The sequence below is a fragment of the Streptomyces lydicus genome, assembly GCF_000717345.1.
Lineage (GTDB): Bacteria > Actinomycetota > Actinomycetes > Streptomycetales > Streptomycetaceae > Streptomyces > Streptomyces lydicus.
This window is the reverse complement of record NZ_JNZA01000005.1, coordinates 169,539-184,323: the sequence shown is the minus strand read 5'-3', so window position 1 is coordinate 184,323 and position 14,785 is coordinate 169,539. Positions and strand designations below refer to the sequence as shown.

The following is a 14,785-nucleotide window of genomic DNA, read 5'->3' as shown; positions in this document are numbered from 1 at the left end:
CATGGCTCAGATCTCTTGGGAAGATCCCTTCTGCGCCGAAGGCAACAACTGCTTCCGCATAGGCACCGACGGTCAGGGCAACGCTTATATCGCGGTGGCGGGCGCCGAGGACGCCTATGTGACCGATACCCGCGAGGCCCTCCGCACGCTCATTCGCGAGATAAAGGCAGGCAAGGCGGACCACCTGCTCTAGGGGCGGGTGCCCATAACTGTCCGGGGTGCGGCGGGCCGCGTCGTGGTGACGTGGCCCGCCTTGAGTCACGGCACCGGGAGGGTCAACTGCCCTTGCAGTACTGCGCTTCCTTGCCGATCGCGCGGTAGGGGCAGTCGGCGATTTCCGCCAGTTGCAGCACCGCCTCGCGGTTGCGGGCGGTCTCCTTCGGGATCACCGAGTCCTTCGGGTAGAAGCCGCCGGAGCCGAAGGATGACGGGTACATCTCGAAGGTGTAGGCGAAGATCCGCTGGTCGCCCCAGAGCCAGTCGTCGATCGCGCCGTCGGTGATGTAGAGCTCGCTGGACTGCTCGGGGGTGTAGCCGTTGGTGGCGGCCATCTTCTTGCCGAGGGTGGCGAAGGTGTCGTGCTCGTCCTGGGTCATGCCGGGGCCGGTCTCGTCGTAGGTGAAACCGAAGGGCCACAGGACGAGTTCGCTGTAGGTGTGGAAGTCGATGGCGGTCTTGATCTGCTGGGTGCCGCCGACGATCCGGCTGCGGACGAACTTCGAGACGACCTGGACCTCGGGGGCGGAGGCGGGTGAGGGGCCGCGGTAGGTCTCGTCGCCCGGGTCGCCGGAGGAGCCGTCGCAGCAGCCCCACTTGAAGTCCCAGTTGCGGTTGAGGTCGGTGCCGACCCGGCTGGTGCCGGCGTTGGGCTGGCGGTTCTTGCGCCAGCTGCGGAACGAGCCGGAGGCGATGTCGTACGCGCCGCCGTCCGGGTTCAGGTCCGGGATGATCCAGATCTCGCGGGAGTCGAGGAGCTTGGTGATGCGGGGGTCGGTGCCGTACTTCGAGGTGAGTTCGTTCAGGAGGTAGAGGGCCATCTCGACGGTGAGATGCTCGCGGGCGTGCTGGTGGGCCGTGAAGAGGACCTCGGGCTCGTTCTCGTCCTTGGTGACGTTCTTGCTGAGCTTCAGGGCGAGGATGTCGCGGCCCTCGTGGGACGTGCCGATGACCTGCTTGCTGAGGAGGGCCGGGTACTTGGCGACGAGGGCGTCGATCTCCTTCGTGGCCTCGGCGTAGGTGTGGTAGCCGGTGTAGCCGCGCGGGAAGTCCCCGGCCCTGGTGCCCGGCGCGGCCGGGGCGGTGGCCGGCGGATCGGGCAACTTCCGCAGCCGGTAGCCGAGTCGGCGGACGGCGGCGGCCTGGGCTCGGTCGGCGGTGAGAACCACCGCCCGGGCGTGCACCTCGTCGACGGTGGCGCCGGTGGCGGCGAGGGCGGTGCGGGCCGCGGGGGTGGTGGGGCCGGACACCTCGTACTGGTGGGGGAGTCCGGTGTCCCCTGCGGCGCCGGTGGCGGGTCCGCCGGGCGGCGCCGGCTGTGCCTGTGCGGCGGCTATCGGGGCGGCGAGCGCGAGGGAGAGGAGTGCGGCGAGGGCGGTGGTCCGTCCGCCGCGGAGACGTGGTCGCATGCGTTCTCCTGTGGGGTGGTGAGGCGAAGCGACGGCGTCAGTGTCGAGCGTTGGCATGGTCGGGTCAAGGCGTTCCACGGCCATGTGCGGCCCGCGGTGGCGGGGGCCCGGGGGCGGGTGAATCCGGCAACTTCCCATCGTTTCAAGGAAATTCATTGCCGTGCGGGGTCCGGGCGCTGACAATGCGCACGACAAAACCGAAGGCTCTCAAGGGCCTTCGGCACATGAGTTGAGAGGACCCCCACATGAACAGACCTCTCGTCGGCACCCTGGCCACGGCCGTCCTGGGAGCCGCAGCCCTGGTGGGCACCGTCGGATCGGCCCAGGCGGCGCCGCAGCAGACGGCCGGGCACCCCGCCCGGCCTCAGGTGAAGGCGGTGGACTTCGCCGGCACCGTCGCACTGAGCAACTGCTCCGGTTCCGTCGTGCGGATGCCCACCTCGCAGCCGAACGACCCGGCCCTGGTGATGTCCAACGGCCACTGTCTGGAAAGCGGTATGCCCGGCCCGGGCGAGGTGATCGTCAACCAGCCGTCCAGCCGCAGCTTCACGCTCCTCGACAAGTCGGCCCGCCGGCTGGGCACCCTCAGGGCGACCAAGGTGGCCTACGCCACCATGACCGACACCGATGTGACGCTCTACCAGACCGGTTCGACGTACGCCCAGATCGAGCAGAAGTACGGGATCAAGGCGCTGGAGCTGGCCACCACGCACCCGGCCCAGGGTGCCGGGATCAGCGTGGTCTCCGGCTACTGGAAGAAGATCTACAGCTGCAAGATCGACGGGTTCGTGCCCACCCTCAAGGAGGGCGACTGGACCTGGAAGGACTCCGTCCGCTACACCCCGGAGTGCCAGACCATAGGCGGGACGTCCGGCTCGCCGGTGATCGACACCGCCACCGGCAAGGTCACGGCGATCAACAACACGGGCAACGAGGACGGCGAGCGGTGCACCGTCAACAACCCGTGCGAGGTCGACGAGAACGGCAACGTCACCGTGCACCAGGGCACCAACTACGCAGAGGAGACGTACGGGATCCCCAAGTGCTTCGGTGCCGGCAACAAGCTGGACCTGAACGCGGCCGGGTGCGCGCTGCCGAAGCCGGCGGCCACCCGTAACTGAACCGCCCCTCTCAGGGCGCCAGGTCCCGCGCACGGGGTGCGCGGGACCTGGCTGGTGGGGGGTGGCGCTGCGGGCCCCTAGGGGAGGCCGTGGACGTGGGCGCCCACCTGGCCGGCGATCTCGTTGCCGCCCGCGGCGTCCCAGTTGGTGGACCAGGTCATCGCGCCGCGCAGGCCCGGGTACGTCTTCGGCGGCTTGAAGGAGCCGCAGTCGGTGCCCCGGGTCAGGCAGTCCAGCGCCGCGTTGACGACGGACGGCGCGACGTGGCCGCTGCCGGCCGCACCGGACGACGCCGGGACGCCGATGCCGACCTGGGACGGATCGAGGCCGCCCTCCAGCTGGATGCAGGCCAGCGAGGTCAGGAAGTCGACCGAGCCCTGGGCGTAGACCTTGCCGTCGCAGCCGTTCATCGAGCCGCTGTTGTAGTACTGCATGTTCACGACGGTCAGGAAGTCCTTGATCCCCAGGGCCGTCCTGAAGTACTCGTTCTGCGGGGACTGCATGTCGATGGTCTGCGGGGCCATGGTCACCACGACGTCGCCGTGCGCGGCGTGCAGCTCCTTGAGGGCCTTGGTCATGTACGTCGCGTCGAGGCCGTTCTCCAGGTCGATGTCGACCCCGTTGAAGCCGTACGTGTCCATGAGCTTGCCGACCGAGTCGGCGAAGTTCCGGGCGGACGCGTCGTCGTTGACGGACACCGCGCCCTTCTCGCCGCCGACGGAGAGGATGACCGACTTCCCGGCCGCCTGCTTGGCCCTGATGTCCGCCGTGAAGTCGTCGACGGAGCCGTAGCCGACGGCCGGGTCGAGGGTGAAGGTGACGGCGCCCGGCTGGCCGGCCGCCTCGGCGAAGGAGACCGCGACGATGTCGTAGGCGTCGTCGACGTCCTTCAGCTTCTGCACGGTGGCGCCGTTGTCGAAGTTCTGCCAGTAGCCGGTGAGGGCGTGTTTCGGGACGGCGGCGGCGCCTGCCGCGGGGGTGGTGGGCGGGGCGGGACGTTCCTCGGACGCGCTGGCGGTGCCGGCGGCGAGGACGCCCGCCGCGGTCAGCGCCGCGGCGGCCAGCCCGGCGAGCAGCCTTCTGCCGGCTTTCCGTCCGGCTTTTCCGCCGCCTTTGCTTGCGGCTCTTCCTGATCGTGCGCGAACCACGACTGCCTCCGTGTGGGGGGAAGTTGGGGGGTGGTACGGATACGCGCTCAGGGGCCCCGCGCTTGCCGTACAACGTGGTCCAGACCATTGATCCTGTCAAGGGGCGTGCCGGAAGCGGGTGTTCCCAGGAGGGACGCGTGGGAGAAAGCGGAATTTCCCTCCGGGACGAGGGAGATGACGAGTAGCCCAGAACGTGTTCTCCGGGACGTATCTCTGTGGATAAAGTGCTGAGCGTATGGCGCCGATGGCGCAGAGCTGTGCCGATCCGCGGTCCCGGGGCCCCCGGAGGCCGGAGGAAGTGGGGGAGCGACGTGCCGACCGCGATTGCAGTCACCAGCCCTGACCTCGCGCTGCCCTCCCCCGGGCTCTCAACTTCGTTCGAGCAGGGCGGTGCCCCCCTCGACCGGCAGACCCCCGCCGCCGTCGTCCTGCCGGCTCCGCACCTCCAGCCGCTGGACGACGCCCTGACGGAGACCAGCGCGGTGCTGGAACACCACGGCCATCTCGTCGTGCTCTACTCCTCCGCCTGCCGCCCCGACCACATCCGCCGGCTGCACACCCTGCGTGCCGTCCTCGAAAGCGACCGGTTCGCCATCCTGCCGGTGCCGCTGCCGCCGCTGGGTGTGGCGCTGCTCGCCCGCCAGTTGCGGCAGCTGTCGCAGTACGACCTCAGCCCCGGGGTGCTGGCCAGCGCGGCGCGGCTGCTGACCCACTACATCCACGCGGGCGCCCTGCTGGGCAGCGTCAGCGGCCTGGACCGGATCGAGGTCGATCTGCGCTCCCACGTGAAGTCCTGGCTGCCCGGGGCGCACTTCGCGGTGCTGGCCAACCCCGAGCCGCAGCTGCTGCACGTGGACCGGCACAGCACCGGGGCCGGCCTGCCGGCGCCCGGCTTCGCCACCCACCTCGCGGTGGCCCGCGGCCAGCTCAGCGCCGAGTGGGTGACCGGCGCGCTCGCCCCGGCCTGGCGGGTGCAGGCGGCGTACGAGGCCCGGCTGCCGGCCGAGTCCGCCCGCTGGTGGGGGACCCAGAAGCTGATCGAATTCGCCGCGGCCATCCCGGACCCGGCGGTCCTGCACCAGCTGGTGGCGTCCGTACGGCGTGAGCGGTGCGGCTGGTGCGGGCTGGAACTCCTCGGCGACCGCTGCGCGTTCTGCGCGGCGCCGCTGGCCCGGGACCGGGCCCCGCGCGGCGGCTCCTCCGAGCGCGGCCCCGCGGCCATAGCGGGGACCGGGCGGAGGGCGGAGCACGGGCCGGAGCGGGGGACGGCACAGGCACTGGAGCGGGGAACGGCGCACGGCGAGCCGCCGGCCGCGACGCCGCCCGGCCCGGCGCCGGCTCCGCGCACCGGCCCGACGGGCGAACCGGAGGCGGGTCCGCCGCCGCCCGCCCCGTGGGCCGAGCGGGGGCTCGCACCGGTGGCCCCGCCGGGCGTCCCGGGTGCGACGGGCGCGACGGGTGCGCCGGGTGGAACCTCCGCCACGGACGCGGCGGGCAGCGCGGGCGTTCCGGGCGGGTACGGCAGCGGTCCCGACGACGACTGGTCCGCCGAGCGCGGCCCCGGCGGCAGCGGTCCCGGGCACCTGGACGTCCGCGGACCGGACCTCACCCTCGGCGGCCCGCTGCCGTCCGTTCCGGGAAACCCGTACGGGCCCGGTCATCCCGCGCAGGGCAACGCGTACGGCCCCGGTCATCCCGTGTCCGGGAACCCGTACGGGTCGGGTCACCCCGTGCCCGGGAACCCCTATGCGGCGGACGGCCCCCAGCTCACCGGCCACCGGGACCTGCCAGGCCACCCCGACTTCGCCCCCGAGCCCGATGCCGCCGGCCGCCCGCGGACGGTGGCCCGCGTGCGCTGAGACCGTCCCGCCCGGCCGCGCCGACCGTCCCCGGCACCCGGCCCCGCCCCACCGTCCCCCGTCCCGATCGAGGTTCCTCCCCCATGAACTCACGCCAGCGCCGCGGAGTGATCCTGCTGCTCCTGTCGGTCCTCTGCGCGATCGCTGCGTTCGTCGGCGTGCTGTCGGTGATCAAGAACGTCGAGTCCAAGGTCGGTCCCGAAAAGACCGCCTACCGGCTGAAGACGGACGTCGCCGCCTATAAAGCGCTGGATCCCGGGCAGTTCGAGAAGGTGACGATGCCGCAGCGCTGGCTGCCGCCGACCGCCGTGACCGATCTGGACAAGGTCAGCGGCAAGATCGCGGTGACGCCGCTGAAGAAGGGGTCGCTGCTCCAGGAGGACATGATCGTCGAGCGGCCCGCGCTCAAGGCCGGGCAGCAGGAGATCGCCATCATGATCGACGCGGCCACCGGTGTCGCCGGAAAGATCAACCCCGGTGCGCGGGTGAACATCTACGCCACCTTCGAGGGCAAGCGCCCCGAGGACAAGCCGGTCTCCAAAGTCATCGTCGTCGGGGCCCAGGTCATCGACGTCGGCAAGCTGACGCCGCTGGAGGCCAAGGATCCCGGCGCCACCACTACGGGCCGGCAGGCCGGGGAGGCGGTCCCGATCACCTTCGCGCTGAACACCCAGGACGCCCAACGGGTCGCCTACGCCGAGTCGTTCGCCTCGCACGTACGGCTTGCCCTGCTCGCCCCCGGCAGCGCGGCCGGCGTCCCGCCCGGCCAGCGCACGTACACCCTCGACGGCGACAAGTGACCCGGAGGCTCAGGTGACCATCCGTATCCTCCCGGCGGTCGGCGACCCGGACGCCGCCCGCACGGTGTCCGCGCTGCTGAGCCAGCTGCCGGACGCCGAACCCGCGCCCGCCGTCGCCGACTCGACCGCACTGGTCGACGCGCTGGCCGCGGCCGCCCAGGGGGCCGGCGCCCCGTCCCCGGCGGGCCCGGCCGCCGCCGTCGAGGCGCTGCCCGAGGTCGTGCTGGTCCACGAGCGGATCGGCCCCACGCCGGCGCTGGAGCTGATCCGCGAGGTGGCGCTGCGCTTCCCCGCCGTCGGCGTCGTCCTGATCACCGCCGACGCCGGGCCCGCGCTGTTCTCCGCGGCGATGGACGCCGGCGCCCGCGGCATCGTCGGACTCCCGCTCGGTTACGACGAGTTGGCCGCCCGGGTGCAGGCCGCCGCCCAGTGGTCCGCGGGCGTACGGGTGCACCTGGGGGGAAACCCGGACGCGGCGCCCGGGCCGAGCGGCACGCTGGTGACCGTGACCGGCGCCAAGGGCGGGGTCGGCACCACCGTCACCGCCGTCCATCTGGCGCTGGCCGCGCGGGCCGCCGGCCGCAGCGTCGCCCTGGTGGACCTCGATCTTCAGTCCGGTGACGTGGCCTCCTATCTGGACGTGCAGTTCCGCCGCTCGGTCGTCGACCTGGCCGGCATCTCGGACATCTCCGTACGGGTCCTCCAGGACGCGGTGCACGACCACCACACCGGCCTCGGGCTGCTGCTGGCGCCGGAGGAGGGCGAGCGCGGCGAGGAGGTCGACGACCGGGCGGCCCGCCAGATCATCGGCGCGCTGCGCTCCCGCTACGAAGTGGTGCTGGTCGACTGCGGCTCGCAGATGCAGTCCGCGAACGCCGCGGCCGTCGAACTCGCCGATGTGGCGCTGCTGGTGACCACCCCGGACGTGGTGGCCGTACGGGCCGCCAAGCGGCAGGTGCGGCTGTGGGACCGGCTCCAGATCCGCAAGGCGGAGGAGACCACGACGGTCGTCAACCGGCTGACCCGCAACACCGAGATCCAGCCGCCGCTGGTCGCCAAGGCCACCGGCACCCAGGTGGCCCGCACCCACGTCCCGGCCGCCTTCAAGGAGCTCCAGCCCTGCGTCGACGCGGGCCGGATGCAGGACCTGGACGGCCGGTCGACGGTCAAGCAGGCGCTGTGGGCGCTGGCCGGCGAACTGGGCCTGGTCGACGCGCCGGCCGCCCGCCAGGGCCGCGGCAGCCACCGGGCGCGCCCCTCGCTGACCGGGCGCAGGCGCAAGGCCATAGCGGCGGGGGCGGCTCCCGGTTCCGGGACGGGTCCGGGTCCGACCCCGGGGGCGGTCCCGGGGTCCGCTGCGGGGTCCGGCTCCCGGTTCGGGGCGCGGCGGGGCTCCGCCGCGGCGGCCGGCGGCCCGGGGCCGTTCGACCCGGCCGGCCCCTACGAGGAGGGCTGAGCGGTGCGGCGCCCGCTGGGCGGCGACGACCGGGGGCAGGTCTCCGTGGAGTTCATGGGGCTGCTCCCGCTGATCCTGCTGGTCCTCGTCCTGCTCTGGCAGTGCGTGCTGATCGGGTACACCTACTCGCTCGCCGCGCACGCCGCGGACCGGGGCGCGCGGGCCGCCACCGCGACCGAGGGCGGCGGCGAGGGCGCCTGCCGGTCCGCCGCCGGGGAGCAGCTGCCGTCCGCCTGGCGGGCGGGTGCCACGACCTCCTGCGTGCCCGACGCCGGCCTGTGGAAGGCCACCGTCCACCTCGAGGTGCCGGTGCTGTTCCCCGGCGCCGGCGCCTTCCCCGGGAAGGTCACCGGCACGGCCGGCGCCGCCAAGGAGGAGCGAGGATGAGCACCGTCCGCAGCGCCGCCCGGCCCCGCCGGCGGTCACCCCGCCGCGACCGCGGCCAGGTGTCCATCGAGTTCCTCGGGTTCCTGCCGATCCTGCTGGTCGTCGCGCTGGCCGTGGTCCAGCTCGGGCTGGCCGCGTACGCCGTCCAGCAGGCCGGCACCGGGGCCCGGGCCGCGGCCCGCACCGCCTCGATGGACCCGGCCGACCGCGAGACCGATCCGCGCAGCGCCGGCCTGGCCGCGATGAGCGGCTGGGTCGCGCGCGGCGCGGGCATCACGGTGAGCGAGGGCGGCGACGAGGCCCGGGCCACCGCCCGGGTGCGCATCCCCTCCATCGTCCCCGGTATCGACGACTTCGGCCCCGCCACCCGCAGTGCCACCATGCCCCGCCCCGCCACACCCCGCGCGCTCGGACCGCGTACGGACGAAGGAGCAGCCCCGCGATGAGTCTGAAAGCCCGGATCGTCGCACCCGAACCGGCTGGGGAGGCGCGCCACGACAGCCATATGGTCGCCAGCTACCGCGCCAAGCTGTTGGAGGAGATCGACCTCGCCGAGATGTCCTCGCTGGCCGCGGCCGAACGCCGCTCGCGGCTGGAGCGGGTGCTGGGCCACATCATCAGCCGCGAGGGACCGGTCCTGTCCACCGCCGAACGCGCCCAGCTCATCCGGCGGGTGGTCGACGAGGCGCTGGGCCTGGGCGTCCTGGAGCCGCTGCTGGAGGACGCCTCGGTCACCGAGATCATGGTCAACGGCCCGGACCAGGTGTACGTGGAGCGGTCCGGCCGGGTCGAGCTGGTCCCCGTCCGCTTCGCCTCGCACGAGCAGCTGATGCAGACCATCGAGCGGATCGTCTCCACCGTCAACCGCCGCGTGGACGAGTCCAATCCGATGGTCGACGCCCGGCTGCCGTCCGGCGAGCGCGTCAACGTCATCATCCCGCCGCTCGCCCTGAACGGCGCCACGCTCACCATCCGCCGCTTCCCCCGCGCCTACACCCTCGCCGAACTCATCGGCATGGGCACCCTCGACGAGCAGATGCTGATGCTGCTGGCGGGACTGGTGCGCGCCAAGTTCAACGTGGTGGTCTCCGGAGCCACCGGCGCCGGCAAGACCACGCTCCTCAACGCGCTCTCCGGCCTGATCCCGGACGGGGAGCGGATCATCACCGTCGAGGACGCCGCCGAGCTCCAACTCCAGCAGTCCCACGTCATCCGGCTGGAGTCCCGCCCGCCCAACGTGGAGGGCAAGGGCCGGATCACCATCCGCGACCTCGTACGCAACTCCCTGCGCATGCGCCCCGACCGCATCATCGTCGGTGAGGTGCGCGGCGGCGAGACGCTCGACATGCTCCAGGCGATGTCCACCGGACACGACGGCTCGCTGGCCACCGTGCACGCCAACAGCGCCGAGGACGCCCTGATGCGGCTGCAGACCCTGGCCTCCATGTCGGACGTCAAGATCCCTTTCGAGGCGCTGCGGGACCAGATCAACAGCGCCGTCGACTGCATCGTCCAGCTCACCCGGCACGCCGACGGCTCCCGCCGGATCAGCGAGATCGCTCTCCTCGACTCGCGCGGCCACGAGGACTACCGGATCGCGACGGTCGGCCGCTTCGACGCCGAACCCATGGGCGCCGACCGCGTCGTGCACGGCCGCTTCCGCTACTTCCCGCTGCCCCGACGGGTCGCCGAACGCCTCTTCATGGCCAGCGAGCCCGTCCCGCCCGCCTTCGGGGTGGCGGCCACCGAAGCCCAGCTCGCCACCCGGAAGGCCACCTCATGACCGGCGGCAGCCACCTCGCCCTGCTCACCGTCGGGGCCACGCTGCTGTGCGGGGTGCTCGCCATCGCCGGCGTACGGACGTACGCGGCCGGGCGCGCCCAGCGGCAGGCCGTCGTGGACCGGCTCGCCGACGAGCGCGGGCTGCCGGTGACCGGCCGGCGCCGCCGCTTCCCCTCCGTCGACCGGACCCTGCGCGCCACCCGCTTCGGCCGCCGGCTCGCCCTGCGGCTGACCGCCACCGGCCTGGACGTCACCCCCGGTGAGTTCTTCGTCGGCATGCTCGGGGCGGTCCTCGCGCTGTGGCTGATCGCCCAGGCCACCCTCGCCCCGTTCTTCGGCCCGATCGCGGCGCTGGTCGCGGTCTGGGCGGCCTTCGCCTTCCTCAACTGGCAACGGCAGAAGCGGATCGAGAAGTTCATCAACCAGCTGCCCGAGCTCTCCCGGATCCTCGCCAACGCCACCCAGGCCGGACTGGCGCTGCGGACCGCGCTGGGCATGGCGGCCGAGGAGCTGGAGGCGCCGGCGGGTGAGGAGCTGGCCATGGTCTCCGACAAGCTGGCGGTCGGCCACTCCGTCGACGACGCGCTCGGCGAGCTGGCCGAGCGCCTGCCCTCCCGCGAACTGGTCGTCCTGGTCACCACCCTGGTGCTCTCCAACCGCGCCGGCGGCACCGTCGTCGGCTCGCTGCGCAACCTCACCAAGACCCTGGAGGAGCGCAAGGAGACCCGTCGCGAGGTCCGCACCCAGCTCTCCCAGGTCGTGGTGACCGCCTACGTCGTGCCGCTGCTCGGCATCGGCACCCTGCTGCTGATGAACCGCATCGCTCCGGGCGCCATCGACCGGATGACCTCCTCCTTCCTCGGGCAGCTCGCGGTCGTGGCGGCCTTCGTCCTCTACGGGCTCGGCTTCTTCTTCATCCGCCGCCTCTCCAAGATCGACGTCTAGGCATGGGTATGGGAATCGGAATTCTGCTGGCCGCGGCCTTCGCCCTCTCCGTCGTCGGCATCTGCTGCGGCATCGCCCTCTACCGCCGCGAGGCCCGGCTGCCACCCGACCTGGCGCTGTCGCTGGAGGTCGGCGCGACCCGTACGACGGCCGTCGGCTCGGCCGTGGACCGCGCCGGGATGCGCTACGCCCCGCTGGTCCTGCGGCTGATGGGGGACAAGCGCACCGCCCGCATCCGCCGCCGCATCGACCTGGCCGGCAACCCCGGCGGGCTGACCGTCGACCGGTACGCCGCCCGCCGCGCGGTCTACGGCCTCCTCGGCTTCGTCGGCGCGCTGGTGATGTTCCTGCGCGGCCAGCCGGTTCTCGGCGTCCTGATGGTGCTCTTCGGCCTCTTCTGGAACGAGGTCGGCATCTGGGCGGCCATCCGCCAGCGCAAGGACACCATCGAACGCACCCTTCCGGACTTTCTGGACGTGCTGGCGGTCGTCGTCAGCGCGGGCCTGAGCTTCCGGCAGGCACTGGACCGGGTCGCGGAGAAGTACGAGGGCCCCTGGGCCGACGAACTCCGCATCACGCTCCGGCAGATGGACATGGGCGTCAGCCGCCGCGCCGCCTTCGACGAACTGCGCAAACGCAACGACTCCGAGCAGGTGGCCCAGTTCGTCACCGCCCTCCAGCAGGGCGAGGAGCTGGGCTCGCCGATCGTCGAGACGCTGATCCAGATCGCCAACGACATGCGCCGTACGGACGCCCAGAACGCCCGGCGCCGCGCCGCCCGGGCGGTCCCCAAGGCCACCATGGTGGTCACCACGTTCATGGTCCCGGCCACGATGATCCTGCTCATCGCCGGTTTCTTCCTCGGCTCGGGCACCAACTTCGGGTCCCTGATGGGCGACTGAGGAGCCGCGCCCGCTGCCCGGGCACGGCACCTGAGGCGCGGTGTGCGGCGGGGCCGCCGGGCCGCTCGGTGACCGGCCGGATGCGGCCGCTGTACGGCCCGCTTCCCGTCAACGCCTTCGCAGGAGCAACGAGTTGTGTCACAGTGGGTGGACCGATGGTCGGCCGAGCGCCACGTACCCGGCGCCGGCCGTCCGCATGGGCGACGGAAACGGGACGGCGTCCCGGAGGGGGAGCGGGGGTGGACAGGGTGCGGCTGAGTGGCCGAAACGCGCCGTTGTGCGATCCGCCGGTGTCCCCGAAAGAGGATTGGGTACGGAAGCCCTGTTCCAGGACCACCGTTCCGGCGTACTTTTCTCGTGTCATGAGCGCGGCCGACCGCGCCGACACCACGGGGGCAGACCAGCCGGACCGGAGCGGTACGGCGGCCCATGGAGGGGAAGACGATGGCGAAGCGGGTTTTGGGGAACGACCGGGGACAGACCTCGATCGAGTACCTCGGCATCATCGCGGTGGTCGTGGCGATCGTTCTGGTCCTGTCGACCACGGACTTCGGCAGTCAGATCGCCAATGCCATCGCCAACAAGATCTCCGACGTCGTCGGAATCTAGGCCGTAGCGCCGCCACCGCCGTGACGGCCACACGCACGCGCCGCAGTGGGCGCGACGCCGGGCAGGCTTTCCCGCTCTACATCGTGGCGGTCGGGGGCCTGCTCTTTCTCGCGCTCGCCTTCTTCGCCGTCGGGCAGGCGGCGGCCACCCGCAACGGCGCGCAGACCGCCGCCGACGCGGCCGCGCTCGCCGCCGGGCAGAAGTACCGCGACCTGCTGACCGAGGACCTTCTCGACGGGCTGCGCGACGGGAGTTACCAGAGCGACCGGGCCGCCTGGGAGGACCTGCTGAACGGGCGCGGCGCCATGTCCCCGGCGGCCTGCGACAGCGCGCGCTGGTTCGCCGGGCGCAACGACGCCGGGCTCGACGCCTGCACCCCGGACTCCTGGCCGACGTCGTTCGCCGTCAAGGTCACCACCCGCAAGGCGGTGGGTCCTTCGGTCATCCCCGCAACCAGCACCGCGCACGGCGAGGCGGAGGCGAAGGCCGTCGTCGGCCCCCGCTGCACCGCGGCACCCGCCACCGGCGACGACGGCGGGAAGGGTGACGGTGGCGGAAGCGGCGGAACAGACGGCAAGGGCGGCAAGGGGGGCAAGGGCGGCGACGGCGGCAAGGACAGCCCCGGTTCCGCCCCCGTCAAGCTCCGCTGCGACGGCAAGGAGTGGACCCTCGACCCCGCCCACCTCCAGGATCCGCCCGACGCCTCCGACCTGTTCTCCGTACGGCTGGCCCACTGACCGCCCACCGACACCACACCGACCCTCACCGGGCACACGACGATCGAAGGAATCGCATCCATGAGCATTCGGCGCACCACGAAGGCCGCCAGGGGAGCGGTCGCCATGGCGAGCGCTGTCGGCCTGGCTCTCGTCGTGGCCGGCTGCGGTGGTGGCGGTGACGGCGGCGGGCAGACGGACGGCAAGAACCCGCCGTCCCGCAGCGCCACCCCCAAGGACGGCGGCCCCGGCACCCCGGCGGCCGACTCCAGCAAGGTGATCGGCGAGATGAAGGGCCCCGACGGCGTCGTGGTCACCCTGAACTCCGTCGTCCGGGACTCCGGAGGGTTCGTCACCGTCAGCGGTACGGTCGCCAACCACGGCAGCCGCGCCTTCAACGCCATCGACTGGCGCTCCAACGAGACCGAGCTGCGCTCCCGTTCCTCCATTTCCGGGGCCACCCTCGTCGACAAGGCGGGGAAGAAGCGCTATCTGGTGCTGCGCGACACCAACGGCGAATGCCTGTGCACGACCGGCCTGAGCGGCCTCATGCCGGGCGCCAGCCGCCCGATCTTCGCGCAGTTCCCGGCGCCGCCGGCCAAGGTGACCGAGGTCGACTTCCAGCTGCCGACCATGCCGCCGGCCAGCGTGCAGATCACGGACTGAGCGGGCACCCGATGACCGCGACCCAGACGCCCCGTGCCCCCCGAGCGCCCCGAGCGACCCGCAGTGCGGTCGCCGGCGCCGTCGCGCTGCTGCTGACCGCCGCCCTGTCGGTCCCGGCCGCGCACGCCGACCCGCCCGGCATGACCGAGGACTCCAGCCCCCCGGTCAAGATCGACGCCAACGACCCCGACCTCAGGATGGTCCAGGGCGCCAAGCTCGCCCCGTCCAAGGTGCTCAACATCAAGTCGATCGTGGAGACCGACGACGGCTCCGAGCGGCGGCAGGACACCAACGACAACGTGACCTTCTCGCTCCAGGCGGAGGTGCTCTTCGGCAAGGACAGCGCCGAGCTGACCCCGGACGCGCTCTCCCGCATCGGGACCATCGCTACCGAGGTCAAGAAGCAGAACGCCACCAGCCTGCGGGTCTTCGGCTTCACCGACAACCTCGGGTCGGCGAGCCACGGTCTGGTGCTGTCCAGGAAGCGGGCCAACGCCGTGCAGCAGGAACTGGCCAAGGACCTCGGTTCCTCGGTGAGCTTCCAGATCCGCGGCTACGGCGAGCAGTACCCGATCGCCGACAACAGCACCGAGGAAGGCCGCAAGAAGAACCGCCGGGTCGAGGTCAGTTTCCCGCGCGCCGGCTCGTGAGCCCGGGCGGCTGGGCGGCCGCGGGCGGGCCCCGGCCCGGCTGCGCCGCGCGCCTCCGGCCGCGGACGACCACGGCGCCCGCCGGCTTGTTGTGCGCACGGTACGGGCCCCGAGTATTG

Annotated in this window: 16 protein-coding genes; 14 read left to right on the top strand and 2 right to left on the bottom strand. The window is 72.4% G+C overall.

Annotated elements, in window-relative coordinates; genetic code table 11:
• Position 1 precedes the first annotated feature (1 nt).
• A complete protein-coding gene (locus tag OO62_RS06205; RefSeq protein ID WP_033266200.1) occupies positions 2 to 193 on the top strand; it encodes a hypothetical protein in 192 nt (63 codons plus the stop codon).
• Positions 194 to 275: 82 nt separating this feature from the next.
• On the opposite strand, the gene OO62_RS06200 is transcribed toward OO62_RS06205, so the two are convergent.
• Positions 276 to 1,625, bottom strand: a complete 1,350-nt coding sequence (locus tag OO62_RS06200; protein ID WP_078617036.1) for a M14 family metallopeptidase — start codon at positions 1,623 to 1,625, stop codon at positions 276 to 278.
• Between the two features lie 245 nt (positions 1,626 to 1,870).
• On the opposite strand from OO62_RS06200, the gene OO62_RS06195 reads away from it, so the two are divergent.
• Positions 1,871 to 2,746: a S1 family peptidase gene (locus OO62_RS06195; RefSeq protein WP_033266198.1), complete on the top strand. Its 876-nt coding sequence runs from the start codon at positions 1,871 to 1,873 to the stop codon at positions 2,744 to 2,746.
• 77 nt (positions 2,747 to 2,823) lie between these two features.
• On the opposite strand, the gene OO62_RS06190 is transcribed toward OO62_RS06195, so the two are convergent.
• A complete protein-coding gene (locus tag OO62_RS06190) occupies positions 2,824 to 3,894 on the bottom strand; it encodes a chitinase (protein ID WP_078617035.1) in 1,071 nt (356 codons plus the stop codon).
• A 311-nt stretch (positions 3,895 to 4,205) separates the two neighbouring features.
• On the opposite strand from OO62_RS06190, the gene OO62_RS06185 reads away from it, so the two are divergent.
• From OO62_RS06185 to OO62_RS06130, 12 genes are all read left to right on the top strand, one after another.
• Positions 4,206 to 5,753 carry a hypothetical protein gene (locus OO62_RS06185; RefSeq protein WP_033266197.1) on the top strand — a complete coding sequence of 516 codons (1,548 nt, stop codon included), beginning with the start codon at positions 4,206 to 4,208 and terminating at the stop codon, positions 5,751 to 5,753.
• An 83-nt stretch (positions 5,754 to 5,836) separates the two neighbouring features.
• Complete coding sequence (gene cpaB, locus OO62_RS06180; protein ID WP_173675780.1) at positions 5,837 to 6,553, top strand: Flp pilus assembly protein CpaB; 717 nt, start codon at positions 5,837 to 5,839, stop codon at positions 6,551 to 6,553.
• Positions 6,554 to 6,566: 13 nt separating this feature from the next.
• Complete coding sequence (locus OO62_RS06175; protein ID WP_033266195.1) at positions 6,567 to 8,009, top strand: CpaE/TadZ family protein; 1,443 nt, start codon at positions 6,567 to 6,569, stop codon at positions 8,007 to 8,009.
• Between the two features lie 3 nt (positions 8,010 to 8,012).
• Complete coding sequence (locus OO62_RS40470) at positions 8,013 to 8,396, top strand: TadE/TadG family type IV pilus assembly protein (protein WP_033266194.1); 384 nt, start codon at positions 8,013 to 8,015, stop codon at positions 8,394 to 8,396.
• On the top strand, positions 8,393 to 8,842 hold the full coding sequence (locus OO62_RS06165; RefSeq protein WP_033266193.1) for a TadE family protein: 450 nt from the start codon (positions 8,393 to 8,395) through the stop codon (positions 8,840 to 8,842). Before OO62_RS40470 ends, OO62_RS06165 begins: the two co-directional genes overlap by 4 nt.
• The gene (locus OO62_RS06160) at positions 8,839 to 10,179 is read left to right on the top strand and encodes a TadA family conjugal transfer-associated ATPase (RefSeq protein ID WP_033266192.1); all 1,341 of its coding nucleotides are present in this window, start codon (positions 8,839 to 8,841) and stop codon (positions 10,177 to 10,179) included. The genes OO62_RS06165 and OO62_RS06160 overlap by 4 nt, the downstream gene beginning before the upstream one ends.
• Positions 10,176 to 11,123 carry a type II secretion system F family protein gene (locus OO62_RS06155; protein ID WP_033266191.1) on the top strand — a complete coding sequence of 316 codons (948 nt, stop codon included), beginning with the start codon at positions 10,176 to 10,178 and terminating at the stop codon, positions 11,121 to 11,123. The genes OO62_RS06160 and OO62_RS06155 overlap by 4 nt, the downstream gene beginning before the upstream one ends.
• A gap of 8 nt (positions 11,124 to 11,131) precedes the next feature.
• On the top strand, positions 11,132 to 12,025 hold the full coding sequence (locus OO62_RS06150) for a DUF5936 domain-containing protein (RefSeq protein WP_033266258.1): 894 nt from the start codon (positions 11,132 to 11,134) through the stop codon (positions 12,023 to 12,025).
• Between the two features lie 444 nt (positions 12,026 to 12,469).
• Positions 12,470 to 12,634, top strand: a complete 165-nt coding sequence (locus tag OO62_RS39900) for a membrane protein (RefSeq protein ID WP_033266190.1) — start codon at positions 12,470 to 12,472, stop codon at positions 12,632 to 12,634.
• Positions 12,635 to 12,654: 20 nt separating this feature from the next.
• Positions 12,655 to 13,371, top strand: coding sequence for a pilus assembly protein TadG-related protein (locus tag OO62_RS06140; protein WP_033266189.1), 717 nt, complete (start codon positions 12,655 to 12,657; stop codon positions 13,369 to 13,371).
• A 60-nt stretch (positions 13,372 to 13,431) separates the two neighbouring features.
• On the top strand, positions 13,432 to 14,016 hold the full coding sequence (locus tag OO62_RS06135) for a hypothetical protein (RefSeq protein ID WP_033266188.1): 585 nt from the start codon (positions 13,432 to 13,434) through the stop codon (positions 14,014 to 14,016).
• An 11-nt stretch (positions 14,017 to 14,027) separates the two neighbouring features.
• Positions 14,028 to 14,666 (top strand): OmpA family protein, encoded by a 639-nt coding sequence (locus tag OO62_RS06130; RefSeq protein WP_033266187.1) that lies wholly within the window; start codon positions 14,028 to 14,030, stop codon positions 14,664 to 14,666.
• Positions 14,667 to 14,785: the final 119 nt, after the last annotated feature.